This window comes from Arthrobacter sp. UYEF36, assembly GCF_040547025.1.
GTDB lineage: Bacteria > Actinomycetota > Actinomycetes > Actinomycetales > Micrococcaceae > Arthrobacter.
Map to the genome: position 1 here is coordinate 223836 of NZ_JBEPOX010000007.1, position 26894 is coordinate 250729.

Below are 26894 nucleotides of genomic sequence, written 5' to 3' on the forward strand. Positions count from 1 at the left end.
CGTTGTGCCGCGTTACCCCAGGAACTGTGTGCTGTCGGTCGTGCCAGGGACTGCGACGCCCGTCTATGTCTTCCCCGACCGGCGCTCGAGAAGGTAGTTCAGTGGACCTCGCGCCACTGAGAGGAGTTCAGTCCGCAGGGCCTTTGCGACGCGCGGGTCCCGCGGCACCGGCGCTGCGGCCTCCACCGCACTTTGCCCCAGAGAATGGTTTCGTGCGTTTCTCAGGAAGTGCAGCGCGCCTTGCGGGCTTCGTGCGATCGCCAGACGGGCCGTGTGTGGATCCAGGAGAATCTTTGTCAGCCACGATCCGAGGCCTTTGCCGTACCCGCGGGCCTGAATGATCAGGTCCTCCAGCTCCGCCCGGTGACGGTGCCAGACAATCGCGGAGGGCTGGACCACCAGCGAGTGCCCTCCGAGGATGACCCGGGTAAACATGTCGATGTCCTCGCCACCGCACGTCCGCGTCCCGACGCCGAGGGCGGGATCAAAAGCTCCCAGCGCCAGGGCGGCGCGGCGGTCCAGGGCGAAGTTCGCGCCGGTGCCGAAAGCTCCCACGCAGAACGGAAATGTCGGCAGATCGGCCGGGGGGTCTGCCATGGAAAAAACTTTCGGCGCAACGATCTTGGACCAGTTGACGCGTTCATCGAAGTAGCCCTGGGCGGGCGAGCGCAACTCACCGGCCGGCACCAGCCCTGTCACGCAGGCAACATCGGGGGCCTGTTCAAAACCGGCGGCGATCCCCCGCAGCCAAAACTCGTCCACAACGACGTCGTCATCCGTGAACGCGACGATGTCGCCGCGCGCACGGCGCAAGCCGGCATTGCGTGCCTTTGACAGCCCCGGCCTGGGCTCGGAGATCAGGGTCAACCGGGGGTCGCGAAACTCATCACGGACCATGTCCCGGGTGTCGGCATTGCTGGCCCCGTTGTCCACCACGATGACATCGAAGTTCGGATAGTCGAGCCGCAGGATCGCGCTGATGGCCCCGCGCAGCAGCGACGCCCGGTCCCGCGTGCACACAACCACGGTAATAGAGGGCGTCGACGACGCCGGAGATGCCACCGCCGCGGGCAGGGCCGCCGCTGCGGACGCAAGAACCCCGCAGTCCAGGATGCCGTCTGGGGCGTCGACGTCGATGAACCCGCGGACGGACGGTCCGCTGCGCACCAGCAAGCGCGCACGGTGATAGCCCTTGGAGTCCTGCAGCCTCAGGTGGGTGTAACCGGCGAGGGAATCGAGGTCGACGGCTCCAACCCACAGGGCGCCCGGCCAGTCGGGGACGGCCTCGGTCCCCATCGACGGTGCAATGTCCAGGCCTGCGTCCTCAAGTGCCACCACAAACTCATTTCCAACTTCAATCACGTGGCTTCCCTCCAGGGAGGGCTGCGATGGGGAACGGGTGCTGACCCGGTCAGGACTGATCCGGAGCCTTGGGCGAGCCGGCGTCCGCGGAAGTATCCTGCGGCCGTGAACCCCAGAACAGCTACGTACGCCCCGGCCCGGCGCCAGCCCTCAGGGTCGGCACCCCTGCTCCAGTCCGCCAGCGCGGAAAAGAACGCCCGCGGCAGGACGCTGCGCACATAGCGCCGCTCGGGTCCCAGGGCCCTTTTATGGCCCACCACGTGGCTGACCTGGGCTTTGGAAATGCCCTCCGACCAGGAGCGTTCCAGCATGTAGCGGAACGTTCCCCGCTGGATGGGTACGAAGTGATGCACCACGGCTGCCGGCTCGTACACGATGCGCGACCCCGGGGAGCCGATAGCGGCCCGGATACAGATTTCGGTTTCCTCGCATCCCAGCGGTTTGGTCCCCTGGCGGCCAAGGGAGAGGTTGAAGCCTCCCACTTGCTGGAGCACTTGCAGCCGGAAGGACATGTTGGCGCCGATGACATTCCGCACTTCGGAGGCCACCTTCGGCATGCCGCGGTGGCTGCAACCGACAATCCAGTCCAGCTCCGGGCCGAAGTGGCTTGGCCGTCCGGCTTCCCAAGCGGGTTCAACCTTGCCGCCGACTGCCAGGACGTCGGAATCGTCGTACAGGGCCGTCAGCTTTTCGAGCCAGTCGGGAGCCGCCACGGCGTCGTCGTCCAGAAAGGCCACAATGTCCGCGGTAGAAAGCCCCACCCCCGTGTTGCGCGCTCCGGAAAGCCCTTGAAGCCCGGTGCTCTCCACCAGGGTGACGTCCTGGACGGCTGCCACCAGTCGTTTGTACAGGTCCTCGTTGTGGTCAACCACAACGATCACCTGCTTCGGCTGGAACGTCTGGGCGTGGACGGAGTTAATGACGTCCATCAGCAGGTCCCAGCGCTGCTCCGTGTAGGAGCAGATGACCACCGAAGCGGTAGGCCGGAAATTGAAGTCGAGCACCTTAGGCTCCTTCCGCCACGGTAAGGACGCTTTGCGGGTCCGTGGGTGTGCGAGCAAACCGGACGTTTGGATAGGTGTACTTCACCCGCCGGAGGGCTTCTGGCCTTGCCCCGGCGGTTGGCGCTTCCCATGTGGTGCATTCCCGCGCCAGGGTGCGGAGGACCCGCCATCCGTCGCGGAAGGTCTGCAGGTTCGAGACTCCGGAGATGCGGTCAAGTTCGAAGCTTGGCACTTCCGCGATGCGAAGACCTGCGCGTGCGGCCCTGACAATCAGCTCCGTCTCGATCTCAAAGCCGTCCGACTCCAGCTCAAGAACCTCGAGGCATTCCCTGCGGAGTGCAATGTAGCCATAGCAGAGGTCCGAGTAGTTACTCCTCAGCACCGTGTTCGCCAACCCCGTCAGCACGCGGTTGCCGGCGTTCCGCAACCAGGTCAGGTCCTCCGATCCGCCTCCGGTGACGTAGCGCGAGCCCTTGACGAAGTCGTAGTCATGCTGGAGGGGGGAAACGAACCAGCCGATTTCCTGCGGATCCATGCTCCCGTCGGCGTCCAGCATCACGATGATGTCGCCCGACGCCGCGGCGAAGCCGGCGCGGACGGCGATGCCTTTGCCCTTACGCGGCTCAGCCACCACAACGACGTCGACCCTGAGTGCCCGGGCGACGTCAATGGTGTGGTCGTGTGAACGACCGTCCACAATGACAACTTCATCCACGTAGGAAGGCATCCGCCGCAGAACCCAGGGCAAATTCATTTCTTCATTCAGCGTCGGGATTACGACGCTCACCGTAGCCCTCTGCGAGACCGGACCTTGTTCAGGCGGCAAATTAGGGACCAAATTTGGAATAGACAAAAGCCTCACCACTTCATGACATTTCCGGCGCTGACGGCATAACCATCAACGAATGAGAACCCAGAGGACGAATTCATAGAAATCCGTCGAAAATTGTGCACAACCCCCATGCCCCAGCTGCCACTGGATGGTGGCCTTGCCTAGAGCCTAAAGTTCACCCAAAGTTGTGTCACGAGTGGCTAATACTTGGTTGTTCGTTCGCGTCCCTGCGCTACTCCCGCGCCTCTACTTGGGTCGTCGGGGTGGCCTACTCGGGAACTTCGAGTCATTCCGAAACGGTGTACTCGGTCAGCGCCTACGCGGTCATTTTCCGTTGAGTTTCAGCGCTTTTGTCCTGATACTGGAACGGTACGCCGATGAAGAGCAGAGGTCCAGAGCCGGCGTGCGCGGCAGCCACATCGAAGTTGCCTGGTGTGGGTGCGGTTCGGGGGGAACGGGATTGTGGGCGCAGTTCAGCTGACGCCCGGGGGGGATATCGCGTATTCCATGACAGTTCTTTCTCCGCCAGGAAAGACAGCAGAAAACCCAAGTAAAGACAGATGCCCCTTGCACTTCCGAAAAGAGTGGCTAGCATCACCCTAATCGGGAGATATCAGCAGACTCACCATGGAAACGGCGATCAAACGCATGAAAGAATCGGCGATGAAGATGAAACGTACCGCCAGTTGGCTCAGCAAAATCGTAGTAATAGCATTAGTTGCGGCCGGGGGGCTGCTGGGAATTTCGACCGGCGCTACCGCGGCCACTAGCTACGGTTATCCGAGCATCAGCTATAGCGGCGTGAGCAATCCACCCACCTCGGACAAGCCGCAGAGCAAGCTCTGGTGGCATGGCGGGTCCTGGTGGGCCGATATGTGGACCTCCGGAACCGGCTGGCAGATCTACCGTCTGGATGTTCCATCGAAAACCTGGGTGGGCACCGGCCTCACGAACGACACCCGCGCCAATACGCTGGCGGACACCCTCTGGGACGGCACCCACCTCTACATCGCCACGCACGTCGTCACGGTCTCCGGTGACACGACGCCCCGGGCGTCAGTCTCGGGCCAGCCCGCCAAGCTGTACCGCTACAGCTACTCCGGTGGATCGTTCACCCTGGACAGCGGTTTCCCGACCACGATCATGAACAACAGCAGCGAGTCGATGACAATCGACCAGGACAGCACCGGGGCCATCTGGGCCACCTGGACACAGGTTTCCGGCAGTTCAGCCAGCGGTTTCACCAACACCGTCTACGTCAACCGCTCGGCGCCAGGTGGAACCAGCTGGACTTCCCCGTTCGTCATCCCCGTCACCAACCCGAACCCTGCGCCGGATGACATCTCCGCGATCGTGGCCTACGGCAGCAACAAAATCGGGGTCATGTGGAGCGACCAGCGCACCGGGGCCGTGCGCTGGGCAACCCGCACCGATGGAACCAGCCCCACCGCGACGTCATCGTGGAGAGTCCAGGACGCGGTCAAGGGCAACAATCTCGCCGACGATCACCTGAACGTCAAGACGCTGCAGTCCGACAGCACCGGCCGGGTGTTCGCCGCGATCAAGACCGGCCTGAACGAGGGTTCAACCAACCAGAGCCTCGCGCAGTTGGTGCTGCTGGTGTTCAAGCCCGCAACCGGCTCTTTCTCGCAGTCAACGATCGCAACGGTCGGGGACTGCGTGTCCCGCCCGCAAATCGTCCTGGACACGCAGAACAACACGGTGCATGCCTTCCATACGGCGCCCGGCACCGATGTCAGCGGCTGCGCCTACTCCGGCATTCCCGGCGCCATCTATGAGAAGACGGCGTCCATGGATAACCCGGTCTTCCCGTCCGGACGCGGCACGCCGATCATCCAGGACGGCTCGTCCGCCAACATGAACGATGTGACCACCAGCAAGCAGAGTGTCAACAGCACCACCGGCCTGGTCGTGCTGGCCAGCAACAACGTGACGAAGCGCTACTGGTTCTCCTATCGGACCCTGGGGGGCACACCCCCTCCGGCAGCACCGACAGCATCCTTTACCGCGTCGCCGACGTCGGGCACTGCCCCCTTGAACGTGGCCTTCACCGACACGTCCACGGGTTCACCGACCTCCTGGGCCTGGACTTTCGGGGACGGCGGGACCTCCACCACCCGGAACCCGTCCTACACGTACACCACTGCGGGCACGTTCACCGCGACCCTGACGGCCACCAACGCCGGAGGTTCGACGTCGGCCAGCAGGACGATCACGGTCAGCGGCGGCACCACGCCGCCGCCGACGTCAGGAATCACCGTCGGTGCCTCCAGCACCACCAACAACACGGCAGCCACCACAACCGTCACACTGACCAAACCTTCGGGCACGGCAGCCGGTGACGTCCTGGTTGCGTCCTTCACGGCGGACAAGAACCCGTCCGCCACCACCCCCTCGGGCTGGACCCCGATTGTGAATACCCTCAATATCGGAAGCGGCGCCCGGGTGTTCTCCTACTACAAGGTGGTGGGAGCCTCCGACCCTGCAAATTACAGCTGGACGCTGGGCACCTCGGCAAAGTGGGGTGGCGGAATTACCGCCTACCGCGGCGTGAACAACACCACGCCCCTGGACAGCAGCGTCGCCACCGCGGCGAACACGAGCTACACGGCGACCAGCATTGCAGCCCCCAGCGTCACCACCGCCAGCAACAACGCGATGCTGATCGGCGGTGTCGGCTTCGACAGCTCAACACCGGGCGCATCCGCCCCAACCGGCTGGACCGAACGCTGGGAATCCGCTGACGGCCAGATCGCCGAACAAGCGGACCAGGTCCAGGCAACCGCGGGCGCCAGCGGCACAGCCACCTGGACCTTCAACGTCGCAAAGGCCGTCGCAGTCTGGCGGACGGCACTGAAGCCGGCCAGCCAGGGCTCGACCACTCCCCCGCCCGCCCCGACGGCGCCGGTGGCATCGTTTACCGCGTCGCCGACGTCGGGCACCGCACCCTTGAACGTGGCCTTCACCGACACGTCCACGGGTTCACCGACCTCCTGGGCCTGGGCTTTCGGGGACGGCGGGACCTCCACCACCCAGAATCCGTCGCACACCTACTCCACCGCGGGCACGTTCACCGCGACCCTGACGGCCACCAACGCCGGAGGCTCGACGTCGGCCAGCAGGACGATCACGGTCAGCGGTGGCACCACGCCGCCGCCGTCGACGTCAGGAATCACCGTCGGTGCCTCCAGCACCACCAACAACACGGCAGCCACCACAACCGTCACTCTGACCAAACCTTCGGGCACGGCAGCCGGTGACGTCCTGGTTGCGTCATTCACGGCGGACAAGAACCCGACCGTATCCGCGGTCCCGGCGGGCTGGACAGCCATCGTCAACAACCTGTCCATCGGAAGCGGCGCCAGGGTGTTCGCGTACTACAAGGTGGTGGGTGCCTCCGACCCCGCAAATTACAGCTGGACGCTGGGCACCACGGCGAAATGGGGCGGCGGGGTCACGGCCTACCGCGGCGTGAACACCACGACGCCGCTGGACAGCAGCGTTGTCACGGCTGTGAACACCACGTACCTTGCCAGCAGCATTGCAGCGCCCAGCGTCACCACCGCCAGCAACAACGCGATGCTGATCGGCGGTGTCGGCTTCGACAGCTCAACACCGGGCGCATCCGCCCCAACCGGCTGGACCGAACGCTGGGAATCCGCTGACGGCCAGATCGCCGAACAAGCGGACCAGGTCCAGGCAACCGCGGGCGCCAGCGGCACAGCCACCTGGACCTTCAACGTCGCAAAGGCCGTCGCAGTCTGGCGGACGGCACTGAAGCCGGCCTAGGGATCAAGCGGGTACCCCACTGCCTCCCAGCTGGGATAACGCGAGAGGACGACGGCGGTAAGTTCCCGCCGTCGTCCTCCCGCGTGGTGCCGGACTGCGGTCAGACCGCGGACCATCCGCCATCGGAGGCCAGGATGGCGCCGTTGACATTGGTGCCGTCGTCGCTGAGCAGGAAGGTGATCGAGGCCGCCAGCTGGGCCGCGGTGGCAGGGGCCGGGATATTGGCACCCATCAGCGGGCCGAGGCGCTCGGCGGCGAGCTGGGAACCCCACGTGGCCTCGATGTTGGTGATGGTGGCGCCGGGGGCCACGGCGTTGAAACGCAGGCCCCGGGGCCCGTACATCACCGAGGAGTTCTTGGTCAGGCCGACGACGGCGTGCTTGGAGGCGGTGTACGCGGCGCCGGCGGCGGATCCGCGAAGACCGGCCTCGGAGGCGACGTTGACCACGGAGCCGGAACCCGCCTCGAGCATCAGCGGCACCACGGCTCGGGTCAGGCGCATGAGGGCAGTGACGTTGACCATGAAGACCCTGTCCCAGGTGGCGTCGTCGACCTCGTGGATCGGGGCGAAGTGGTCCATGATGCCGGCGACGTTCGCGAGTGCATCCACCCTGCCGCCCGCTGCGGCGACGACGGCGGCGATAGTGGCTTCATCGGAGATGTCACCGGCTACGGGGATCACGTCCAGGCCGCTGTTCCCGGCAACCAGGGCGTCGAGCCGCTCGGGGCTGATGTCAGCGGCGATGACCCTGCCACCTTCCTTGGCAACGCGCAGGGCCGTTGCTAGTCCGATGCCTGAACCGGCGCCCGTGACGATGACGGATTTGCCGGCGAAGCGGCCCGCCGTGATGGATTCCTGCCATGAAGCTTCGGTGCCCATGATGTCCCTTCGAACGTTTCCAGTACTGACATCTTCCACCTTATGACACGCTGTGTCATTATGAAAGGGTGAATACTGGTGGGATGCCCCCGCAAGATCCCAAGCCCGCCGGCATACGTTCCGCTGGGCGTCCTGTGACCATCGATCCGGACGCCATCGCCAGCCTTGCGCTGCGGCTCTTCGCCGAGAACGGCTACGAACGGACCTCGATGGAGGACATCGCCCGCGAGGCGGGCATTGGACGCAAGAGCCTTTACCGGTATTTCTCCAGCAAGGCCGATCTCATCTGGGGCGGCATGGAACCGGTGATCGCGGCTTCGGGGCTGGCCCTCGAAGTGGCCCGCGACGTTCGGGAAGACGGCGGCGGCCTCATGGCGGGCCTGCGGGCAGCCGCCGTCGCCGGAGTGGCGGTGATTCCCGACCTTTCGGTGTCGCGGGGGCGGCTGCGCCTGATCGCCGAACATCCCGAGCTCGCCAGCCGCAGCTACGCATCCCTGGCGCCCCAGCGCGAGCGGGCCCGGCGGCACCTCCTTGCCCTCGGCGTTCCCGATGACACGGCCGGCTACCTGTGCGCGGCGTATCTGGCTGCCACCTTTGAAGCCTGGATGCGGTGGGCCGCTGGGACGGACCCGGATCCGGTGCCGTATCTGCTGGCTGCCGTCGAGGTACTGCGGCTGCCCGGCGCCTGAGCTGCGCCGCCCGGGCGGTCGAGCCGTCACGGCTTGACGGAGCAGCCCCCGATTGTCCACAGTGGGTCAGTGCCCGCCAACGTTGAAAAGAGTCCCCGGCGCCCGGCGCTGACGGGCGATCGCCCCTGGCAGCGGCAGGGCGCGGCCTTGATCGGCTTTCTGGCGGCGTCCTGGGTGGTGTCGCTGCTGGGCTCCCTGCCGATCCGGATGAACGCCAGTTGGTACGCCTCGGCCGACAAGGCTCCGTGGACACCGCCGGGGTGGATGTTCGGCGCAGTGTGGCTGTTGCTTTACGCCGCCATGGCCGTGGCTGCGTGGCTGGTGTGGCGGCAGCGGGACTTCCCCCGCGGGGCTGCGCTCAAGCTCTACGGAGGTCTCCTGCTGCTGAACCTGGCGTGGCCGCTGATGTTCTTTGGCCTGTACCCGATGATGGGGGTCGCAGCCCTGTGGCTGGCACTGCTCCTTATCGGAGCCCACGCCCTGGTGGCGACCCTCACCGTACTGTACTTCGGGCCGATCAGCAGGACAGCCGGCCTGCTGATGCTGCCCTACGTTTCGTGGCTCGTGTTCTCGGCGAGTCTGAACGTGTACGCGGCCGTGAACAACTGACAGGTACGGAGCCGTGGCGGGAGAGTGGGGAATTATTCCGGGTGATGGCATCCTGAGAGCATCATGACCGCAAACGAAGAGACACCTGACAGTTCACGCACCGGCCGCGAGGCACCCGACGGCGAGGCTCCGGCCGTGAGCGGCACCGGATCCGAGGCTGCCGGGGACGTTTCGGGCACGGACCGGGGCCACGGGATCCTGGCCCGGGCGCTGGGCGGCGGGACCGACCCGGATCCCCGGTTCACCCTGGCCAACGAACGCACGTTCCTGGCCTGGATCCGGACCTCGCTGGCGATGGTGGCGGGCGGTATCGCCGTTGAGGCCTTCACTTCCGGGCTGCTCGGTCCGGAAATCCGCAAGACAGTCGCGGTCCTGTTGCTCCTGCTGGGGCTGGTGACTGGCGGCGGCTCGTTCTTCCGGTGGCTCAACGTGGAACGGGCCATGCGGCACCAGGCTCCCCTCCCGGCGCCCCTGCTCGCTCCGATCCTGGCAGCCGGCGGCTCCCTCGTTGCGGCCGTGCTGATCGTGTTTGTGATCGGGCGGCCGGCCTAGCCGTGGCGAAAACCAGGGCCGCGGCAGTGCACGATGACCCGGGGCTCCAGCCTGAGCGGACGGACCTCGCCTGGCGCCGGACATCGCTGACGCTGATCACGGCGGCCTGCTTCTTCCTGCGCTGGGTACCCCACTACGGCTGGTTTGCCGGCACCCTGGTGGCGGTTTCACTCGTGGTCACCCTGGGCATTGCCCTCACCCAGCGACGCCGCTACCACCACCACGCCAGCGGCATCGGCGGAGCGGTGATGGCCGCGAATGTCAGGGGAACGGCGGCTATCGCCGGCAGCGTCGTGGTCCTGGCCGGACTGGGCATCTACACCGTGCTGTTCCTGCCGCTGCAGGGTTAGGGCAGCGGAAAGCGGCACTGCAGCAGGGTGGCGTGCTGGGTGATCGTGACGTGGGGATTGTCGACGACGATCGTCACCCTGGTGCCGCGGCTGCTCCACCTGTCGGCGCCGGACGGTGCCGCGGCTGGAGCGCAGCAGTTGGTGCCCTTCGGGGCTCGGAGCGATGTCCAGCTTCAGTAGCTGACGCGAAACAAGTAATCCGAGAGGCCGAACCGAGAGTAGTAAAGCGAATAGATAAGTAGCGGGCACTCCTGACCTGCCACGGCCAGGCCTATAGCGTGAACCGAAAGAAGAGGATCAGGCTGCCTGCCGAATTTGTACATGGAAGGACCAACGTGCAACCAGCCCTCGCAGCGTCCGGTGCCACGGGGTGGGCACCGGCTGACAGGGGACCACAGCATCGGCAACATTCCGTCCCTGCCCCGGGGCGTCGTCCTTCCATGAAGGGCCGCTCAAAGCACTGGCTGTGCTGCCTTCTCGTAGTGGTCGGGTTGTCAGGGAGTGCAAATCAGACTGCATTACCCATTCCACAGCCATCTGCTGACGCGGGAAAAACGGCACCAGAATCTGCCGCCGTCGATCCAGCGGCCTCCAGCGTCCCGGGAGCTGACATGCCGGTCGAGCCGCCTCATTCCGATAGCCGGGCTGGGAGCCAGACGGAAGCGCCTCCTCCTGACAATGGAGACACTGTCGCCGAAGCAGATTCCGGCAATCCGGCTGGCGCTGATTTGCTGACTGTCATACCTGTCGTGGGCACTACGCAGCGGGTTCCGCTCGGCGTCCGCGGCCCGTGGAATCTGGTCTTCGACGAAGAGTTCGACACCCTGAACACAGCATTTTGGACTCCGTACTGGTTCAACGACTGCAACCCCAAATCGGTGATGAACAACGTCAAGACCTGTTCGAGCAACGTACAGGTTGCCAATGGCGAAGCGGTTCTCCGGCTCACCGACGCCGAGTCCGGCGCACTTCTCTCCACCAATCCCAAGGACGGAGTACCCGGCCACGCGGGCTTCGAGTTCACCAGCGGCTTCGTCGAAGCGCGGATCTACTTCCCGGGAACGTGCAGCAGCAGGATCCCCAACTGGCCGGCGTGGTGGACAGTGGGGCAGCGGTTTCCCCATACCGGAGAAATCGACATAGCGGAGGCCCTCGGCGGTGATATGTGGAGCGTCTATCACTCAGCGGAGGGTTCGAAAAAGCGGACGGGGTCCGCCTGCTGGGCCGGGGCGTACCACACGTACGGTTTGCACCGGAAGACCGGAGCCAATGACATCTACTATGACGGCCGGCTCGTTCACTCCTATGCCACGAGTGACGGCAACAGCCCCCATTACCTACTCCTCAATGTGGGCGTTTCGGAGGGTTCGCGGCTTTTCGGCGAGCGGGGCAGCATGAGGGTGGACTACGTGCGGGCGTGGCAGTAGCCGCTCCTGGCATAGCAGCCGACCGTCGGTGGCGGCGGCCAACAGGGCGGTTACGGAGCAATGGACGTCAGGAGAGGCGCTCCGCGCCGGCGGCCGGTGTGACGGTGAAGATGTCCGGCGCGGTGAACCCGGCCTCCGCGAAGGCGCGGACGACGGCGTCGCGCACCTGGCGCTCATCCCGCACCGGGGTCAGGGCGATGGCCGAACCGCCGAAGCCGCCGCCGGTCATGCGGGCGCCGATGGCACCGTGGCCGCGGGCGGTGTCCACGGCGAGGTCCAGCTCGGGGCAGGAGATCTCGAAGTCGTCCCGCATGGAGGCGTGGCTGGCATCGAGCAGGCCGCCGATATGGGCCGGACCCTGGGACCGGAGCGTTTCCACGGCCTGCAGCACCCGGTCGTTTTCGGTGACGATATGCCTGACCCGCCGGTAGGTCACCGGGTCGAGCAGCCCGCCGGCCGCCTCGAGGTCCGCGACCGCGACATCCCGCAGCGCCGCGACGCCCAGGACCCCGGCGCCCAGCTCGCAGGACGCCCGGCGGGAGGCATAGCCGCCGTCGGCGTGGGAGTGCGAGACCTTGGTGTCGATGACCAGCAGCACGAGTCCGGCCTCCTGCGCCTCGAACGGCACGAGTTGAACGGACTGGTCGCGGCAGTCGAGGAAGACGGCATGCCCGCTGGCCCCGCGCAGCGACGCCGACTGGTCCATGATGCCGGTCGGTGCGCCGACGAAGGCGTTTTCCGCATGCTGGGTGAGCGTGACCATCTCCTCGGCGGTCAGACCGGCGCCGGTGAGATCGTTCAGGGCTGTCACAACGGCGCATTCGATGGCGTGCGAGGAGGACAGCCCCGCGCCAAGCGGGACGTCGGAGTCGAGGAGGAGATCGAAGCCGGGGACCTCGATGCCGCGCTGTTGCAGGACCCAGACCACACCGAGGGGGCACTTGGCCCAGCCGGTGACGGCGCCCGGGGCCAGGGCAGCGGCGTCGGCCTCCACGATGCCTTCGTCGCCGGAGGTGGACAGCAGCCGGACGGTGGAGTCCCCGCGGGGCCGGACCGCCGTCGTCGCCCGCTTGTCAATGGCAAAGGGCAGGACGAAGCCCTCGTTGTAGTCGGTGTGCTCGCCGATCAGGTTCACCCGGCCGGGGGCGGCCCAGACGCCGGCCGGGGCCCCGCCGAAGGTGGCCTTGAAAAGGCTGATCAGGCTGTCCGGCAGGGCGCCGGTCCCGGCGCCGGTGCGGGTGGTGGTGTTCATGCAGGGGCGCCTTCCGGGGTCAGGGTGGTGCGGGTCGCGGCGCCAGCCGGTTCGGCGGCGGCGTCGCTGGCCACTTCCCGCAGCCGGGCCGCGACGGATTCGGGCGTGGTGTCGTTGATGAAGGCGCCCATGGCCGCCTCGGAGCCGGCCAAATACTTGAGCTTGTCTGCGGCGCGGCGGGGCGACGTCAGCTGCAGGTGCAGGTGGCCGGCCCGGCGCATGGCCGGCTCCAGCGGGGCCTGGTGCCAGGCCGCGATGTAGGGGGTCGGCGTGGGATACAGGGCATCGAAGCGCTTCAGGAGTTCGGGGTAGAGCTGCGCCAGTTCGTCGCGCTCGGCGCCGTTCAGGACGGCCAGGTCCGGGACCGGGCGGTGCGGGACGAGGTGGACTTCCAACGGCCAGCGTGAGGCGAACGGGACGTAGGCGCTGAAGTGTTCGCCCTCGAGCACCATGCGGCTGCCGTCGCCGCGCTCAGCCCGGAGCAGGGAAGACGTGAGGGTCGCAGTGCCGTCCGAGTCGTCGAAGTACTCGCCGGCCGCGGCGGCCAGGACCGCAGCGCGGGGCGTGACGTACGGGTAGGCGTAGATCTGGCCGTGCGGGTGGTGCAGGGTGACGCCGATGTCCGCGCCCCGGTTTTCGAACGGGAAAACCTGCTGGATACCGGGCAGCGCGCTGAGCGCTTCCGTCCGGTGGGCCCAGGCGTCGATCACCGTGCGGGTGCGGCGCCAGCCCAGTTCGGCGAAGGACCCGGTGTGCTGAGGGGTGAAGGCCACGACTTCGCAACGGCCGACGGCGGGCGCGGTGGTCCCCCAGCCCGGCGCGGCGGGGATTTCAGTTGTGTCCGGGCCGAGGGAGGGGAAGCGGTTTTCGAAGACGGCGACGTCATAGTCCGGCGCCGGGATCTCGGTCTGGTTGGCCGGTGTCGTGGGGCAGATCGGGCACTGGTCCGCCGGCGGCAGGTGGGTCCGGGACTGGCGGTGAGCGGCCACGGCCACCCATTCCCGGCTGAGCGCGTCGTAGCGCAGCTGGCCTGGTTCCGGGCGGGCGGGCAGCTCGCGGTGGTCCACGAGGGATGCGGCGGGCCGCTGGGCGGAACCGGCGTCGTCAAAATAAAGGAGCTCGCGGCCGTCGGCCAGCCGGGTCATCGTGGTTCGCGTCATGCTTTCAGTTTTACACGACAAAACATTTTCAAACAATATAGAACAAAACGAAGCAGAAAACGTGTACTTTCGCTGAGTGTGGAAGTTAGGATGTGCAGGAGGAAGCCTGCGCAATTGCGGCCGTTCACTCCCCCGATTTCCCTCCCAGCACACCCGAAGGACGCAGAATGCTTGCCGCAGCCCGCCACTCCGCCATCATCGCGGAGGTCCAGCGCGAGCGGATCGTCCGCGTCGCGGACCTCGCGCAGATGTTGGGAGTTTCCCTCATGACGGTCCGGCGGGACATCGAGGCGCTGGATGCGGCAGGCGCCGTGGAGAAGATCCACGGCGGGGCCAAACTGCCCGGCGGGGTGGGCACCCACGAGCCCGGCTTCGAGCTGAAGGTGACCCAGCTGCAGGACGAGAAGATGGCGATCGCGCACGAGGCGGCCGCCCAGGTGCGCGAGGGCATGGCGGTGGGTCTCAGTGCCGGCACCACCACGTGGGCGCTGGCGCAGCTGCTGTCCGCGGGGCCCCGGATCACGGTGGTCACCAACTCGGTCCGCGTTGCCGACGTCTTCCACCAGAGCTCGTCCCCGTCCACCGTCATCCTGACCGGCGGCGAGCGCACCCCCTCGGATGCCCTGGTCGGGCCGCTGGCCACCTCGGCCCTCAAGCAGCTGCACCTGGATGTGCTATTCCTGGGCGTCCACGGTGTCGATGCCGACGCGGGGTTCACCACGCCGAATGTGCTGGAAGCCGAGACGGACCGGGCCTTCGTGGCCGCGGCCCGCCGGGTGGTGGTGCTGGCCGACCACACGAAGTGGGGCACCTTCGGCATCAGCACCATTGCCGGGCTGGAGGAGGCGGACGAGCTCATCAGCGACGAGGGCCTGCCCGGTGAGGCGCGGCGGATCCTGGGTGAGCGCGTGGGCCGGCTGCGGCTGGCGGGCGGCGGGAGCGTGGGCAAGGCCCCGCTGCCGGACCATTAGGGCTGACCCGCGGCGCAGACTAGGGTTGACATCATGACGTTGGGGGACGCTATGAACAAACCGCTGTCCGAGGCCCTGGGGCCTGATCATCCGGCCGTACAACCGCACTCCGGCACCGGCACCACAGCAACACCGGTCTTGAACCCGCTGGCGCTGCAGGCCCTGAGCGAACATGCCGGGCGTGCCGCTGCAGCCAGGTTCGCTCAGGATTTCCTCAACCTTCTCAAGGGCCGCCTCACCCTGGTGGACGCAGGGCTGGGACTGGCAGACCCCATGTCAGCCCTGAACGCCGTCCTCATCCTCAAGGCCAGCGCGGCAATGCTCGGAGCGGAGCAGATGACCCTCTATTGCGCGGGCCTCGAGGTGGAACTCCGCGGACATCGGATTCCCCATGCCGGCGCACTCCCGCAGCTCGCAGCGGACCTCAGATCCGCCCTGGCGGGCGCTGCCGCGGACACGCTTCCCACTGATGCCAAGGGTCCGGCGCCTGCACTCTGATAATTGCGGGGCGAGTTCACACGGAGCGAGTTGCCGATTCATGGCCGATGTCCGGCCCGGAACTCCTGACAAACCCCCTACGCTGCACGTGCGACTCCACATGAGAACAATTCTCACTAGCAAAAAGGGGCCTTTTTCGACATTATTGCTATTGATAATCATTTGCATCTAGGCTGGGCCGGCGGACGACAGTCAGTTGGCGATGGAAAAGGAACAGCAGATGATTTGGCGCAGGATAAGAACCTTGAGCGCGGCAGCCGCCGCCGTCGCGGTGATGGCGGCATGCGCCGGGGAAGGCGCCCCCAGCAGCCAGTCACCGCAGCGGCCGCTAAAGGTCGTGGGGCCGTTCGAGCTGCACAGCCTCGATCCCTCCACCAGCGGCGGGTTCTTCACACGCCTTCAGGTCGCCGAAACCCTGGTCGACGCCGACGTCCGCGGCGCCCTGCAGCCAGGGCTGGCCACCGGCTGGGAGGTCTCCCCCGACGGGCTCTCCTGGCGGTTCGCGCTGCGCCCCGGCGCCGTGTTCCATGACGGGACGCCCGTGTCCACCGGCTCCGCAGCCGCCGCGCTGGAGACCGCAGCGGCCAAGGCCGGAACGCCGCTGGCGGTGGTTCCCGTCGAAGCCATTACCGCCGACGGCGGGGACGTGCGGGTGGATCTGAGGCAGCCGTTCGCCCCGCTGGCTGCCGTGCTGGCGCACACCAGCACGCAGGTTCTCGCCCCCAGCTCCTATGGCCCGGACCGGGCCGTAACGAAGATCGTCGGCTCCGGCCCCTACCGGGTCGAGCGGCTGGAACAGCCGGCCACCATCGAATTGAAAGCGTTCGACCAGTGGCAGGGCAAGAAACCCGCCATCACCAAGGTGGACTACCAGGCCGCCGGACGATCGGAAAGCCGGGCGCTGATGGCTGAGAGCGGCCAGGCCGACGTCACGTTCGGCATGGACCCGACCAGCCTGCAGCGCCTCAAACAGGCAGGCAAACTGACCATCGCCGATGTCACCCTGCCCCGCACGATCCTGCTCAAGGTCAATGCGGGCCACGCGATCCTCGGCGATGTCCGTGTCCGGCGCGCCCTGAGCATGGCCCTGGACCGAGAGTCGATGGCGACGGCGCTGCTCCGCGATCCCGAGATGGCCGCCACCCAGCTCTTCCCGCCCTCCCTCCCGGAATGGCACCAGGACACCGTCACACCCCTGACCCACGACCCGTCCGGAGCGCGCGAGCTGCTGGCCGAGGCCGGCTGGCGGCACGGCAGCGACGGCGTCCTGGAACGGAACGGCCAGAAGTTCTCCGTCACGTTGCGCACCTTCCCGGACCGGCCGGAACTGCCGATCATTGCCGCCGCGGTCCAGGCGACGCTGAAGGACCTGGGGATCTCCCTCGACGTGAAGGTCGGCAACTCCAGCGAAATCCCGGCCGGGCACCGGGAAGGCTCCCTCGAGCTGGGACTCTATGCCCGCAACTACGCCCTCGTACCCGATGCCCTGGTGACCCTGGCCGACGACTTCGGCCCGGACGGTGCCGACTACGGCGCGATGGGCTGGAGCAGCACCACGCTGACTTCAACGCTGAACGCCATGGCGGGCGGCACCGACCCAGGCGGAGCTGAGGACGGGCGGCGGCAGGTGACCGACATCCTGCAGAGTGAACTGCCCGTCATTCCGGTGGCCTGGTACCGCCAAAGCGCGGTGGTGAGCGAGCGGGTGGAGGGCCTCGCACTGGACCCGCTCGAGCGGTCCTGGCGGCTCACCGACCTGACCTGGGCAAAGTAAGCGGGGACGAACCTTGATGACCTTCTCACCAACAACACCCCGGGTCCCCGCAGGTCCCGCGCTGCGGGTGATGCGGCACCGCGCCATCCAGGCGGTGACGGTGGTCCTGCTCGTCTCGACGGCGTGCTTCGCCATCATCCAAAGCCTCCCCGGCGACATCGCCTTCCGCATCGCCGCCGGCCGCTACGGCTACGACCAGGTGACCGCCGCCTCGGCGGACACGGTCCGCGCGGAGTTGGGACTGGACCGCCCGGGATGGCAACAGCTCCTCGACTGGCTGGGCGACCTGCTCAGCCTGGACCTGGGCACCTCGCTGGTCACCGGGGCAAGCATTGCTGGCGAGCTCGGCCTGTACCTGTCCAGCAGCCTCCAGCTCGCCGCCGCCGCACTGGCCCTTGCGCTGCTCATGGGCGCCACCGGCGGAGCGCTGGCAGCATCCCGGCCCGGAGGCGTCCTGGACCGGGTCACCACCCTGTGGGTTTCCGGGGCACGGTCGCTGCCGCCCTTCCTGCTCGGCCTGGTCCTGATCCTGGTTTTCTCGGTCCATCTTGGGGTGCTTCCCGCTGCGGGGCACAGCGGCGCCGGCAACATCGTGCTGCCGGCCGTCACGCTCGCCGTCGGACTCTCCGGGCTGTTTGCCCGCGTGGCCCGGGACACCGTCGCCCAGATCCGGCAATCGGACTACGTACGGTTTGCCGCAACCAAAGGCCTGGGCGGCCGTCTGGTATTCCTGCGCCACGTGCTCAGGAACGCCGGGGTAACGCTGCTGTCCTACTTGGGGGTGCAGCTGCTGGTCCTCATCGAGGGCGTCATCGTCGTCGAAAGCCTCTTCGCCTGGCCCGGGCTGGGCCACGCCCTCGTGCACGCGATCTTCTGGCGGGACCTGCCCATGATCCAGGCGACCGCCCTTGCCCTGGCCCTTCTGGTGGTCGCCCTGAACACTGTCGTGGATCTGGGCACGCTCGCCCTGGACCCCCGCCCCCGCCGCAGGGAGCTGGTCCTGTGATCACGCCGGTCCAGCGCGCAGCCGCTGCCCTGCTGGTCCTGCTGGCGCTTTTCGCAACCGTTGGCCCCCTGGCCTGGCCCGACCACGCCGCGCAGGACCTGTCACGCTTCCTGGAACCACCCAGCCTGGCGGAACCGCTCGGCCGCGACCATCTGGGCCGCAGCGTCGTCGCGCGGCTTGCCCACGCCACGCAACTGTCCCTGCTCATGGCCGTGCTGTGCGTCGCCACGGCCCTGCTGGTCGGATCCCTCGGCGGCATCATCGCGGCCTGGCGCGGCGGCTGGGTGGACACCGTTCTCCACGGCCTGTCCGAAGCCTTCATTGCGCTTCCGGCCCTTCTGGTGGTCCTCATCTTCTCGGCCGTCGCGAACGGTGACCTGTGGACGCTCTATGTCGGGCTCGCCCTGGCGCAATGGGTGGAGTACTTCCGCATGGTCCGCTCCCGCAGCGGGCTCGTCCTCGCCGGCCCGGCCGTCGAGGCCGCCGGAATGCTCCGGCTGGGGCCCTCCCACGTCATCCGCCGTCACCTCTGGCCCGAGCTGCGGCCGCTGTTGACCACCATGGCAACGTTCGGCGTCGGATCCTCCATCCTCGCGTTGTCCACGCTCGGGTTTGTCGGCATCGGAGTCCGGCCGCCCACCCCGGAACTGGGGCTGATGGTCACCGAGGCGTTCCCCTATTATCATGAGGCGCCCTGGATGTCCCTGGCTCCCGTCCTGGTTCTCACCATCCTCCTGATCGGGCTGCTGAGCCTGCGAAACAAGGAGGCCGGCCTGTGAGCATGCACCTGTTCCACCTGGAAGTCACCCATGCCGGTACCGTTCTGGTCGAGGTCTCCGGACTGGACTTCGAGCCCGGAGTGCCGGTGACAATCGTTGGCGAAAGCGGTTCCGGGAAGTCGCTGTTGGCCCACGCGATCATGGGAACCCTCCCCGCCAACCTCCTGGCGCGCGGAAGCCTGACCGTGGACGGCCAGAGCTACGACCTCGCCGACCGGGCCAACCGGCGCCGCCTCTGGGGACCGGTGATGGCGCTGCTGCCGCAGGAACCCGGGCTGGCCCTGGACCCCACCATGCGCACCCGGGAACAGGTCGCCGAGGGCGCCGCCTCCTTCACCATGGACAAGCGGAGTGCGCGGCGTTCGGCCGGAGCCCTCCTCGCCTCCCTCGGACTCGGGCACGCAGCCGCGGCGTTTCCGCACACACTCTCCGGCGGTATGGCCCAACGGGTCGCCTTCGCCGCGGCCACCATCGGCGGTGCCCCCGTACTCATCGCGGACGAGCCGTCCAAGGGCCTGGACCGGCAGGCCCGCGCTGAATTGGCGGAACTCCTCAAGCGGCACCTTGGCGGCGGCGGCATCCTGCTTACGATCACCCACGACCTGGACCTTGCCCGCGACCTCGGCGGGGAGGTGTTGGTGATGAAGGATGCGCACATCCTGGAACACGGCCCGGCCGGGCACGTGCTGTCGGAGCCGGCGCACCCCTATACCCGCCGGCTCCTGGCGGCCGAACCGGCACGCTGGAAGCACTCCTGGACAACCGCCGCAGCGCCACCGGAGGCACCAGCTGCACCGCTCATCTCCGGAGCAGGGCTGGGCAAGACCTTTGGCGGCCAGCTGCTTTTCTCGGACCTGGCCATCACCATCGGCGCCGGTGAACGGGTCTCCCTCAGCGGACCCAGCGGCAGCGGTAAAACCACCCTGGGCAACATATTGCTCCGCCTCATGCCGCCGGACACCGGCCACGTAGACCACGCCAACGCGCTCCGCGGAGGCCGGCTGCAAAAGCTCTACCAGGACCCGGCCGTGGCCTTCGCTTCGCGTGTCCCGCTTCGGGATTCCTTCGGTGACGTTCTCCGCCGCCACCGCCTGACCAGTGACCGCCTTGAAGAGCTCATGGCCTCGCTCCGCCTGGCCCCGGCACTGCTGCACCGCATGCCCGGGCAGGTTTCCGGAGGGGAGCTGCAGCGCCTCGCCATCATCCGGTCCATGCTGCTGGAACCCGCCCTGGTTTTCGCCGACGAGCCCACCTCGCGCCTGGACCTCATCACGCAGGAGGAGACCATCAGCTGCCTCATGGACCAGGTGGAGCGCCTCGGCGCCGCACTAGTACTGGTCACCCACGACGAGGCCCTGGCCGAGGCAGTCACGCACCGCCGGATACCTCTTGGGCTGGAAGACGGTGCGGCCGCCCCAACGCTATTGGCCCCTGTCCCGCGGCGGGAGGGCCTGCCTAGACCTGCAGCAGACCACGGGGGACCGGAAAGCCCTTCAGCACCGATGTGCGGGGGCTGCCCGGTAAGGATAGTTTGAGGGCATGACGGCAAGCAACAGGTACGACGTCGAGATCGTGCACCTCCTCGTGTCTCCGGCACACGCGTACTTCGGCCGCGCCCGCGAGGGCGCAGCCGACGTCCCCACAACCGACGCCGAGCGGGTCGAACTGGTGGCCGGCAAGGGCATCGTCGGCGACCGGTTCTTCGGCAAGGCCGCGCATATGGACGCCGCCGTCACCCTGATCGCCGTCGAGGCCCTCGAAATGATGGCCGCGGAGCTCGGAGTCGGGCCGTTTGACCCGCTTCTGACCCGGCGCAACATAGTCATTAGAGGGGCCCAGCTGGCGCCCCTTATTGGCACTGACTTCGCACTGGAATCGCGCGGTGAGCTGCTGCGGCTCCGGGCCGGACGGCCTGCCCACCCCTGCGCATGGATGGACCAGATGCTCGCGCCCGGGGCACACGCGGCCATGCGCGGGCGGGGAGGCGTGCGCTGCCAGCCGCTGTCGAATGGCCTGTTGCACCGCGGTCCGGCTGTCTTGGTGAGCCCCGTGCCGCTGGATCCCGGGCAGGCCGGAACCCCAACACTGCTGCGTCCGTCGCGGCTGCCATAGCTGCCTGGAGTTCGCGGACTACACGTTTGACGAGCATTTCGGCCGGGCGATCTCGTCCTATCCCCCGCGCGAGGTCCTCTTCGATTACATCAAGGGCCGGGTGGAAAAGTCCGATGTCCGCAAGTACGTCCGTTTCAATACGGTGGCCCGCTGGGTTTCCTACGACGAACAGGCGCAGGAATTCACCGTCACGGTCGAGGATCTGGCCACCGAGACCACCGAGACCCACGTCTTCGACAAGCTGGTGGTCTCAACCGGCCACTTCTCCTTCCCGAATGTTCCCGATTTCGAGGGCATCGGCGGCTTCCCGGGTGAAGTGCTGCATGCCCACGATTTCCGCGGCGCCGAACGCTTCGCCGGCCAGAACATCTTGCCGATCGGCAGCAGCTACTCCGCCGAGGACATCGGCATGCAGACCCACAAAATGGGCGCGAAGTCCGTGACCTTCAGTTACCGCAGCGGCCCCATGGCCTTCGACTGGCCCGAGAACGCGACGGAACGCCCCCTGGTGACACGTTTCGAAGGCAGCACGGCGCATTTCAGCGGCGGCACCACCGGCGACTTCGACGCCGTCGTCCTCTGCACCGGTTACCAGCACAAGTACCCGTTCCTGCCGAGTGAGCTGTCGCTGAAGTCGCGCAACGTGCTTTACCCGGACCACCTCTACAAGGGCGTGGTGTGGCAGGACAACACCAACCTGTTCTACCTCGGCGCGCAGGACCAGCACTACACCTTCAACATGTTCGACGCCCAGGCGTGGTTCGCCCGCGATGTGATGCTTGGCCGAATCGCGTTGCCGGACTCCGCGGAGCGGGCAGCGGACATCACGGTCTGGCTGGAGCGGCAGGCTGCCCTGGCGAGCCACGATGCCGAGGCGGACTACCAAACGGACTATCTGCGCGAACTCATCGCGCTGACGGACTACCCGGAGTTCGATCTGGACACCGTTTCCGCGCTGTTCAAGCAGTGGATGCGCGACAAGCAGGACAACATCCTCGGGTACCGGGACAATGTGCACCGGTCGGTGATGACCGGCACGATGGCTGCGCGGCACCACACGCGCTGGATCAACGCCATGGATGACAGCCTGGCGCGTTACCTGCAGGGCCCGTCGGAGAATGTGGACACCGGCGCCCTCACTGCCATGACCGCGGCGGCCTCCGCGGAACGGCACAGCTAGGCGCCAAGACTTCCGCGTGAAGCGGCGGCCAGCGGCCAGGCATGATAGTAGACTCGTATCGGCTCTCCAGTCCCCCCAGCTTGGAGAGCCGGGAGCCTCCGCGCTTGAGTCCTGGATTCGCGCGGAGGCTTCCTCATACGTCCGACGCAAACCGCGGACACGGACATTTCCTCAATACCGAGACCGTCCCCGCCAGGATCTCGGGCAACGCACTTACTGAGGAGATTTTCCAGTGGTCGGTTCGTGTGGCTCGTCCGTCGGCGCCTGAGCCCCTCCCGGGCCTGCGCCCTCGTTGCCGCGCTCCCGGGCATCAGGGATCTCAGTGCGAAATTTGATCAGTTTGTGCGTGCCGTCGCAATACGGCTTGATAGCCGAGGCACCGCATCTGCAGAGGGCGACGGTCTTGCGCTGTCGTGGCACGCGTTCCCCGGAGGGCGTGACGACGTCGAAGTCGCCGCGGACCAGGATCGGCCCGTCGGGGCAGAGGACAAGCGAGGCACTGCCGGGGTCGAGGGTGTTGTCGTTCATACGGGCTTCCGATCTGGGCAGGCGGAGGGGACGGGACGGAGCTTCATGCCGTGGCGGGAACGGGCAACCGCAGTGAAGACCGGTCGTCGTCCCAGGCATCCATGAGGTGGGCGGCGAAGCGGGCGTCAATGCAGGAGACCGCGGCCGCACCGAAGAGAACGTCGTCCAGGAGGTCCGGTTCCTCCTCCACGAGACCGCCGGCGAGATCCCGGCCGGCTATCTGTTCGTGGACGGCGTCCGCCTCGACGTGCTCATCGAAGTACCCGGTGACGTCCGCATCAAAACCCAGACGGCGGAACCCGTTCCCGTAGAGCTGGTTCGGGCGTGAGGACGTCATCTCGTACATGGCCAGATGCCCTGCGATGGCTCCCCGAAGCCTCCGGTTCAACCCAAACAGGGACATCATGTTGACGGAGGCCAATGAGATGGCCGGGACGACGTCCACGTAGCCGCCGTAGCTGTCATCGAGGCCCAGCCCCCTCATGGTCCGGGCGAACATGGCACTGTGCATGCGGTCCGGACGGCCGCCGCCATACTCGTCCGCCTGGATCTCCACGAGGGCGGCCTTGGCCCGTCCGGTCAGGCGCGGTATGGCCCAGGTGTGCGGGTCTGCTTCCTTGAGCTGGTAGAGCGACTTGTGGATCAGGAATTCACGAAGCTGCTCTGCCGTCGCCTTCTTGGCCACGTGACGGGACACACTGGGGCCGCTGTCCCGGCCGGCCAGGTCGAACAGGAGTGCCGCGGTGGCGTCGCTGCCGGGGGTCCTCGAAACCGGACGATGGACCGACGCCGTGACCGGGCCGGCCTCGGCCCGCAGCCACGCTTCGAACGGGTCCTCCAGCAGGTGGCGGATTCCGATCAGCCCGGGATGCCATTCCCAGCGGTCATCGACGCCGTCGAGCCCTCCGTAGTGCAGCTCGTACAGGCAGAACAAGGCGAGCTGAACGTCGTCGTCGATCAGATCCTCGAGTTCGGACATTCGCCCCGCGACGTGTGCATGCAGGGCGGCAATGTCCGCGGGACCGGCCGGGCCATCCCCGGTCAGAAGTGCGATGACGCCGGCGCTGATAGGTCCCCGTGATTCAGGGATGTTCATTGGTACTCCTAGGTCTGCCGGGGAGGGCGGCTGCGGGTCTTTGTGCTTAGTCGAGGGTTAGCGCCGGGCCGGCTCACGTGGCGGCTGGCGCCCATTCTCACCGTCTGTTCCGGCCGTGCCCCTCAGTGCGTCGGCGAAGGCCGGCGTGGTTGCCAGGACCCGGGAGTCGCCGCACCGAGTACAGGTGACGGCGACGGCGACGGATTGTTCCCGTGCATCCAGAATGGTGCGAGAGTCGGCGAGCAGGTGTCTGTCGGTGTGGCAGTTGGCGCACCAGGGGCGGCCGCCCCGTGGTTGATGGGCGCTCCGCGGCCGGTAGGTGCCGGGGGTGACGGTCACCCGGTTCAGACCACCCCGGGGTAGCTGGACAGGATGTAGTCTGCCGCCGCGGGTCCCTTCATGCGAAGGCGCGTGCGTCCGGGACGGATCCGTTTTTGCCTCATGGCCGCCCAGAAGGCATCTTCGGGCCGGGGTACCGACTGGGACAGGAGACACCAGCTCGTGTAGACGCCGTAAAGGGAATCCCGTCCGAGGACGGAATCGGACCCGGCGTCGGGGGCGGGGGCGGTGGCTTCCTGGAGGAATTGGTCATACTGCGAGGTTGCCATGGTTGGCTCGTTCCGCTGGGTGCGTTGTGGTGCCGCCGGGGGGCTACAGCAGCTGATACCTGAACGCCATGCACGGGACGCCAAGGGGGCCCCGGAGCTGCAGCAATGCGGATCCGGGGATATTGCGTGGGGGCTGGATTTCCGGGGATATCCAGTCGCCCTACAATGTAGACGGTACGCGTAGACTGATGCATAAGCAAGCCTGCTTACTAAACGAAATGCCTTTCTTTGGAGGGGCGGCTCACCCGACCCGAACGGAAACCCATGTCCCCCGCAGAAAATCCGGTACTGCCCTCGGCTCCCGGGCCGAAGGCGCGGCTCAGCCGGGAACTTGTGCTGTCCACCGCCCTGGAACTGGTTGACTCCGACGGACTCGACGCGCTCACCATGCGCCGGCTCGGGCAGGAACTCGGCCGTGACCCCATGAGCCTGTACCGCTACGCCGAAAACCGCGGTGCCCTGCTCGACGGCGTCTCCGAGCTGGTGCTGAACGAACTGGCTATCTTCCCCGATGATCCGGACTGGCAGGCCCAGCTCCGGCGCATCGCCCACGATCTGCGCGACCTCGCGCTCCGGCACCCCAATGTTGTGCCCCTGCTGGTTACCCGTCCCCTGTCCACACCCCTGGGCCTGCGCCCGCTGGGCACGCTCCGGCCGCTGGAACAGATCCTGTCACTGCTGATCGACGCCGGGTTCGCCCCTTCTGACGCCCTCCATGTCTACCGGGCGTACTACGGGTACCTCTACGGCCACATCCTCAACGAACTGCAGGAGTTCATCGTGGACCCCGAGGAAAACGAAGCCCTCCTCCGCCTGGGCATGCACCGGTTGCCGCCCAAGGACTTCCCCCGCCTGCGCGCCCTGGCCCCGGTCCTCGCCGACTACGACGGAATGGCTGAACTGGACGAAGGCATCACCATCCTGCTCAACGGGCTCGCCGCACGCCTCTCCCCCCGGCCTGAGCAGCCGACTCTCTGAAAGGCACCAGCCATGTTTCTCCTCTTCGGCCTCAAGACTGTCCTGAAAGACCTCCCAGGGCGGCCGGCAACCTGCCAGTACTGTGGCCGACTCGTTCACCACCACTTCCAGGAACGCGCCACAAAGTTCACACTGTTTTTCATCCCGATCTTCACCACGTCCAGGACCTACCGGATTGCCTGCTCGAATTGCGGCCGGACATCCGCCATCAATTCGCGGCAAAAAAGAGCCGTGACCTGGTGAAGGCGATGCAGCGACGCTGCCGGTTTCCGCATGCCTGACGACGGCCAATTCGGATCCGTTCAGGGGTAACGTTATGGCCATGGCGACTCCAGTCCAGGTGCATCATGCCAGGGAGGACCTTGGAGGACCGCTCTCCTGGGACATCGGCGTCCTGCTCGTCAGCGTGCTGCCCATCGCCGCAGGATGGCTTCTCCATCAGCGCGGCGTACGCACCCTGGCAAGGCAAACTGCGCCCCGGCAGAGGATAGGGCATGAAGAACTCGTTTAGCGGTGCAGCCGGCCAGACGCTCGCCGCCGCCTTCAAAGCCCTCAAGGTCCTGCGCCCGCACCGGCCCATCCACCCCACGGGTGTGGCCCTAGCCGGAACCATCGAAAAATCACGGAGTTGCGTCGGAAGCGGGATCATGTGGGTCGATTCCCCCGGCACAGCAGCGGTGAGCGCCCGGTTATCACGGTCTCTCGGAATGCCCGCGGGCTGGCCGGATATCCTCGGCCTGGCACTTCGGATTACTACGGAGGCAGGTCCGGCGGACGTCCTGCTGGCTTCAACAGCCATGTCCTGGCCTGGACGGCTCCTCCTCACCGCCCACCTCTATGCCAGCAACTGCAAGCTGACGTCACTTATGCCCTACAAGGGGTCCAGGGGGCCTGTTCTGCTCGCAGCCCGCCCGGAGGTGACGGGAACGGGCCTTCCCGCCACCCCGGACGCCTTCCGCCACGCACTGGCCACCGATACTTGGAGTTTGGGGCTCTACCACGCCCGGCCTACCGGGCCCTGGATCCGTTTTGGCACCCTCTTCCTGAGTCTCGACCCCGGAGCCGCAGACCTCAATACCCGGTTCGACCCGCTCCAGAATCGGCTGCCCGGCGCAGGCACCTACAACTGGGCGGGCAGACTGCGGAAGCCCTCCTACGAAGCCGCCCGCCAGCCGCTCCCGTAACCGCGGCTACTGGCCCCACGCTCTGCGCTCACGATGTCCGCCCCCGCTGCGCGGAGGCAGGCTTCACCTTCAGGAGCGGTCCATTTTGCTGGCACCGCCGGAGGGGGTGCCCGGGTCATGCTGTTTCGGCCGTTTTTCGTTGGCGGCGCCGTTGCTTCGTTCGCGGAGTTGGCGGCCGTGTTTGATGTCTTCTTCTTCTTTTGCCTGGAGTTTGTCGCTTTGTTTGGTGTCGCGGGGTGGCAGTTGGATGGTT

27 protein-coding genes and 1 pseudogene are annotated in these 26894 nt (G+C 66.8%); 18 read left to right on the top strand and 10 right to left on the bottom strand.

The window, feature by feature from the left end; translation table 11 throughout:
- Positions 1-63 precede the first annotated feature (63 nt).
- Genes ABIB29_RS12605 through ABIB29_RS12615 form a run of 3 tightly spaced genes read right to left on the bottom strand, consistent with a single transcriptional unit; the run spans position 64 to position 3153 of the window.
- Positions 64-1362: a glycosyltransferase family 2 protein gene (locus ABIB29_RS12605; RefSeq protein WP_354173144.1), complete on the bottom strand. Its 1299-nt coding sequence runs from the start codon at positions 1360-1362 to the stop codon at positions 64-66.
- Positions 1359-2366, bottom strand: coding sequence for a glycosyltransferase family 2 protein (locus ABIB29_RS12610; RefSeq protein ID WP_354173145.1), 1008 nt, complete (start codon positions 2364-2366; stop codon positions 1359-1361). Before ABIB29_RS12610 ends, ABIB29_RS12605 begins: the two co-directional genes overlap by 4 nt.
- A 1-nt stretch (position 2367) precedes the next feature.
- On the bottom strand, positions 2368-3153 hold the full coding sequence (locus ABIB29_RS12615) for a glycosyltransferase family 2 protein (RefSeq protein WP_354173146.1): 786 nt from the start codon (positions 3151-3153) through the stop codon (positions 2368-2370).
- Between the two features lie 846 nt (positions 3154-3999).
- Between ABIB29_RS12615 and ABIB29_RS12620 the strand changes: the two genes are divergently transcribed.
- A complete protein-coding gene (locus ABIB29_RS12620; RefSeq protein WP_354173147.1) occupies positions 4000-7008 on the top strand; it encodes a PKD domain-containing protein in 3009 nt (1002 codons plus the stop codon).
- Between the two features lie 100 nt (positions 7009-7108).
- Here ABIB29_RS12620 and ABIB29_RS12625 read toward each other — a convergent pair whose 3' ends face one another.
- Positions 7109-7888, bottom strand: coding sequence for an SDR family NAD(P)-dependent oxidoreductase (locus ABIB29_RS12625; RefSeq protein WP_354173148.1), 780 nt, complete (start codon positions 7886-7888; stop codon positions 7109-7111).
- Positions 7889-8022: 134 nt separating this feature from the next.
- On the opposite strand from ABIB29_RS12625, the gene ABIB29_RS12630 reads away from it, so the two are divergent.
- The 5 genes from ABIB29_RS12630 (at position 8023) to ABIB29_RS12650 (ending at position 11515) form a co-directional block, all read left to right on the top strand.
- Positions 8023-8577, top strand: coding sequence for a TetR/AcrR family transcriptional regulator (locus ABIB29_RS12630; protein WP_354173149.1), 555 nt, complete (start codon positions 8023-8025; stop codon positions 8575-8577).
- 69 nt (positions 8578-8646) lie between these two features.
- A complete protein-coding gene (locus ABIB29_RS12635) occupies positions 8647-9186 on the top strand; it encodes a TspO/MBR family protein (protein WP_354173150.1) in 540 nt (179 codons plus the stop codon).
- A gap of 63 nt (positions 9187-9249) precedes the next feature.
- On the top strand, positions 9250-9738 hold the full coding sequence (locus ABIB29_RS12640) for a YidH family protein (RefSeq protein WP_354173151.1): 489 nt from the start codon (positions 9250-9252) through the stop codon (positions 9736-9738).
- A gap of 2 nt (positions 9739-9740) precedes the next feature.
- Positions 9741-10088, top strand: coding sequence for a DUF202 domain-containing protein (locus tag ABIB29_RS12645; RefSeq protein ID WP_354173152.1), 348 nt, complete (start codon positions 9741-9743; stop codon positions 10086-10088).
- Positions 10089-10837: 749 nt separating this feature from the next.
- Positions 10838-11515: a glycoside hydrolase family 16 protein gene (locus tag ABIB29_RS12650; protein ID WP_354173153.1), complete on the top strand. Its 678-nt coding sequence runs from the start codon at positions 10838-10840 to the stop codon at positions 11513-11515.
- A 67-nt stretch (positions 11516-11582) separates the two neighbouring features.
- On the opposite strand, the gene galK is transcribed toward ABIB29_RS12650, so the two are convergent.
- On the bottom strand, positions 11583-12767 hold the full coding sequence (gene galK / locus ABIB29_RS12655) for a galactokinase (protein WP_354173154.1): 1185 nt from the start codon (positions 12765-12767) through the stop codon (positions 11583-11585).
- A complete protein-coding gene (galT, locus tag ABIB29_RS12660) occupies positions 12764-13927 on the bottom strand; it encodes a galactose-1-phosphate uridylyltransferase (protein WP_354173155.1) in 1164 nt (387 codons plus the stop codon). The genes galK and galT overlap by 4 nt, the downstream gene beginning before the upstream one ends.
- A 167-nt stretch (positions 13928-14094) precedes the next feature.
- Here galT and ABIB29_RS12665 point away from each other — a divergent pair, with 167 nt between their 5' ends.
- The 8 genes from ABIB29_RS12665 (at position 14095) to ABIB29_RS12700 (ending at position 22247) form a co-directional block, all read left to right on the top strand.
- Positions 14095-14898, top strand: coding sequence for a DeoR/GlpR family DNA-binding transcription regulator (locus tag ABIB29_RS12665; protein WP_354173156.1), 804 nt, complete (start codon positions 14095-14097; stop codon positions 14896-14898).
- Positions 14899-14949: 51 nt separating this feature from the next.
- Positions 14950-15396: a hypothetical protein gene (locus ABIB29_RS12670; RefSeq protein ID WP_354173157.1), complete on the top strand. Its 447-nt coding sequence runs from the start codon at positions 14950-14952 to the stop codon at positions 15394-15396.
- Positions 15397-15640: 244 nt separating this feature from the next.
- The gene (locus ABIB29_RS12675; RefSeq protein ID WP_354173158.1) at positions 15641-17170 is read left to right on the top strand and encodes an ABC transporter substrate-binding protein; all 1530 of its coding nucleotides are present in this window, start codon (positions 15641-15643) and stop codon (positions 17168-17170) included.
- A 16-nt stretch (positions 17171-17186) separates the two neighbouring features.
- A complete protein-coding gene (locus ABIB29_RS12680; protein WP_354173159.1) occupies positions 17187-18176 on the top strand; it encodes an ABC transporter permease in 990 nt (329 codons plus the stop codon).
- Positions 18173-18955, top strand: a complete 783-nt coding sequence (locus tag ABIB29_RS12685) for an ABC transporter permease (protein WP_354173160.1) — start codon at positions 18173-18175, stop codon at positions 18953-18955. Before ABIB29_RS12680 ends, ABIB29_RS12685 begins: the two co-directional genes overlap by 4 nt.
- Before the next feature lie 2 nt (positions 18956-18957).
- The gene (locus tag ABIB29_RS12690; RefSeq protein ID WP_354173175.1) at positions 18958-20490 is read left to right on the top strand and encodes an ABC transporter ATP-binding protein; all 1533 of its coding nucleotides are present in this window, start codon (positions 18958-18960) and stop codon (positions 20488-20490) included.
- Between the two features lie 4 nt (positions 20491-20494).
- The gene (locus tag ABIB29_RS12695; RefSeq protein ID WP_354173161.1) at positions 20495-21067 is read left to right on the top strand and encodes an MOSC domain-containing protein; all 573 of its coding nucleotides are present in this window, start codon (positions 20495-20497) and stop codon (positions 21065-21067) included.
- A 49-nt stretch (positions 21068-21116) separates the two neighbouring features.
- Positions 21117-22247 carry an NAD(P)-binding domain-containing protein gene (locus ABIB29_RS12700; protein ID WP_354173176.1) on the top strand — a complete coding sequence of 377 codons (1131 nt, stop codon included), beginning with the start codon at positions 21117-21119 and terminating at the stop codon, positions 22245-22247.
- A gap of 213 nt (positions 22248-22460) precedes the next feature.
- Here ABIB29_RS12700 and ABIB29_RS12705 read toward each other — a convergent pair whose 3' ends face one another.
- From ABIB29_RS12705 to ABIB29_RS12715, 3 genes are all read right to left on the bottom strand, one after another.
- Positions 22461-22775: a CDGSH iron-sulfur domain-containing protein gene (locus ABIB29_RS12705; protein ID WP_354173162.1), complete on the bottom strand. Its 315-nt coding sequence runs from the start codon at positions 22773-22775 to the stop codon at positions 22461-22463.
- Positions 22776-22818: 43 nt separating this feature from the next.
- Positions 22819-23871 (bottom strand): iron-containing redox enzyme family protein, encoded by a 1053-nt coding sequence (locus ABIB29_RS12710; protein ID WP_354173163.1) that lies wholly within the window; start codon positions 23869-23871, stop codon positions 22819-22821.
- A 344-nt stretch (positions 23872-24215) separates the two neighbouring features.
- Positions 24216-24479, bottom strand: coding sequence for a hypothetical protein (locus ABIB29_RS12715; RefSeq protein WP_354173164.1), 264 nt, complete (start codon positions 24477-24479; stop codon positions 24216-24218).
- Positions 24480-24743: 264 nt separating this feature from the next.
- Here ABIB29_RS12715 and ABIB29_RS12720 point away from each other — a divergent pair, with 264 nt between their 5' ends.
- The 4 genes from ABIB29_RS12720 to ABIB29_RS12735 all read left to right on the top strand — a co-directional run bounded on the left by ABIB29_RS12720 (position 24744) and on the right by ABIB29_RS12735 (position 26641).
- Entirely contained in the window at positions 24744-25457 is a 714-nt protein-coding gene (locus ABIB29_RS12720; protein ID WP_354173165.1) for a TetR/AcrR family transcriptional regulator C-terminal domain-containing protein, read from the top strand.
- Between the two features lie 12 nt (positions 25458-25469).
- Positions 25470-25700, top strand: a complete 231-nt coding sequence (locus ABIB29_RS12725) for a zinc-ribbon domain-containing protein (RefSeq protein ID WP_354173166.1) — start codon at positions 25470-25472, stop codon at positions 25698-25700.
- Between the two features lie 79 nt (positions 25701-25779).
- Positions 25780-25968, top strand: a complete 189-nt coding sequence (locus ABIB29_RS12730) for a hypothetical protein (protein WP_354173167.1) — start codon at positions 25780-25782, stop codon at positions 25966-25968.
- The gene (locus tag ABIB29_RS12735; RefSeq protein WP_354173168.1) at positions 25952-26641 is read left to right on the top strand and encodes a hypothetical protein; all 690 of its coding nucleotides are present in this window, start codon (positions 25952-25954) and stop codon (positions 26639-26641) included. The genes ABIB29_RS12730 and ABIB29_RS12735 overlap by 17 nt, the downstream gene beginning before the upstream one ends.
- A 69-nt stretch (positions 26642-26710) precedes the next feature.
- Here the strand turns inward: ABIB29_RS12735 and ABIB29_RS12740 are convergent.
- Positions 26711-26894, bottom strand: a pseudogene (locus ABIB29_RS12740) (hypothetical protein); the annotation flags it as partial.

Coding starts and splice junctions, on each gene's coding strand:
- ABIB29_RS12680 (WP_354173159.1), top strand. CDS start 17,187: ATGACCTTCTCACCAACAACACCCCGGGTCCCCGCAGGTCCCGCGCTG.
- ABIB29_RS12665 (WP_354173156.1), top strand. CDS start 14,095: ATGCTTGCCGCAGCCCGCCACTCCGCCATCATCGCGGAGGTCCAGCGC.
- galK (WP_354173154.1), bottom strand. CDS start 12,767: ATGAACACCACCACCCGCACCGGCGCCGGGACCGGCGCCCTGCCGGAC.
- ABIB29_RS12735 (WP_354173168.1), top strand. CDS start 25,952: ATGAAGAACTCGTTTAGCGGTGCAGCCGGCCAGACGCTCGCCGCCGCC.
- ABIB29_RS12725 (WP_354173166.1), top strand. CDS start 25,470: ATGTTTCTCCTCTTCGGCCTCAAGACTGTCCTGAAAGACCTCCCAGGG.
- ABIB29_RS12625 (WP_354173148.1), bottom strand. CDS start 7,888: ATGGGCACCGAAGCTTCATGGCAGGAATCCATCACGGCGGGCCGCTTC.
- ABIB29_RS12670 (WP_354173157.1), top strand. CDS start 14,950: ATGAACAAACCGCTGTCCGAGGCCCTGGGGCCTGATCATCCGGCCGTA.
- ABIB29_RS12730 (WP_354173167.1), top strand. CDS start 25,780: ATGGCGACTCCAGTCCAGGTGCATCATGCCAGGGAGGACCTTGGAGGA.
- ABIB29_RS12695 (WP_354173161.1), top strand. CDS start 20,495: ATGACGGCAAGCAACAGGTACGACGTCGAGATCGTGCACCTCCTCGTG.
- ABIB29_RS12720 (WP_354173165.1), top strand. CDS start 24,744: ATGTCCCCCGCAGAAAATCCGGTACTGCCCTCGGCTCCCGGGCCGAAG.
- ABIB29_RS12690 (WP_354173175.1), top strand. CDS start 18,958: ATGCACCTGTTCCACCTGGAAGTCACCCATGCCGGTACCGTTCTGGTC.
- ABIB29_RS12715 (WP_354173164.1), bottom strand. CDS start 24,479: ATGGCAACCTCGCAGTATGACCAATTCCTCCAGGAAGCCACCGCCCCC.
- ABIB29_RS12710 (WP_354173163.1), bottom strand. CDS start 23,871: ATGAACATCCCTGAATCACGGGGACCTATCAGCGCCGGCGTCATCGCA.
- galT (WP_354173155.1), bottom strand. CDS start 13,927: ATGACGCGAACCACGATGACCCGGCTGGCCGACGGCCGCGAGCTCCTT.
- ABIB29_RS12705 (WP_354173162.1), bottom strand. CDS start 22,775: ATGAACGACAACACCCTCGACCCCGGCAGTGCCTCGCTTGTCCTCTGC.
- ABIB29_RS12640 (WP_354173151.1), top strand. CDS start 9,250: ATGACCGCAAACGAAGAGACACCTGACAGTTCACGCACCGGCCGCGAG.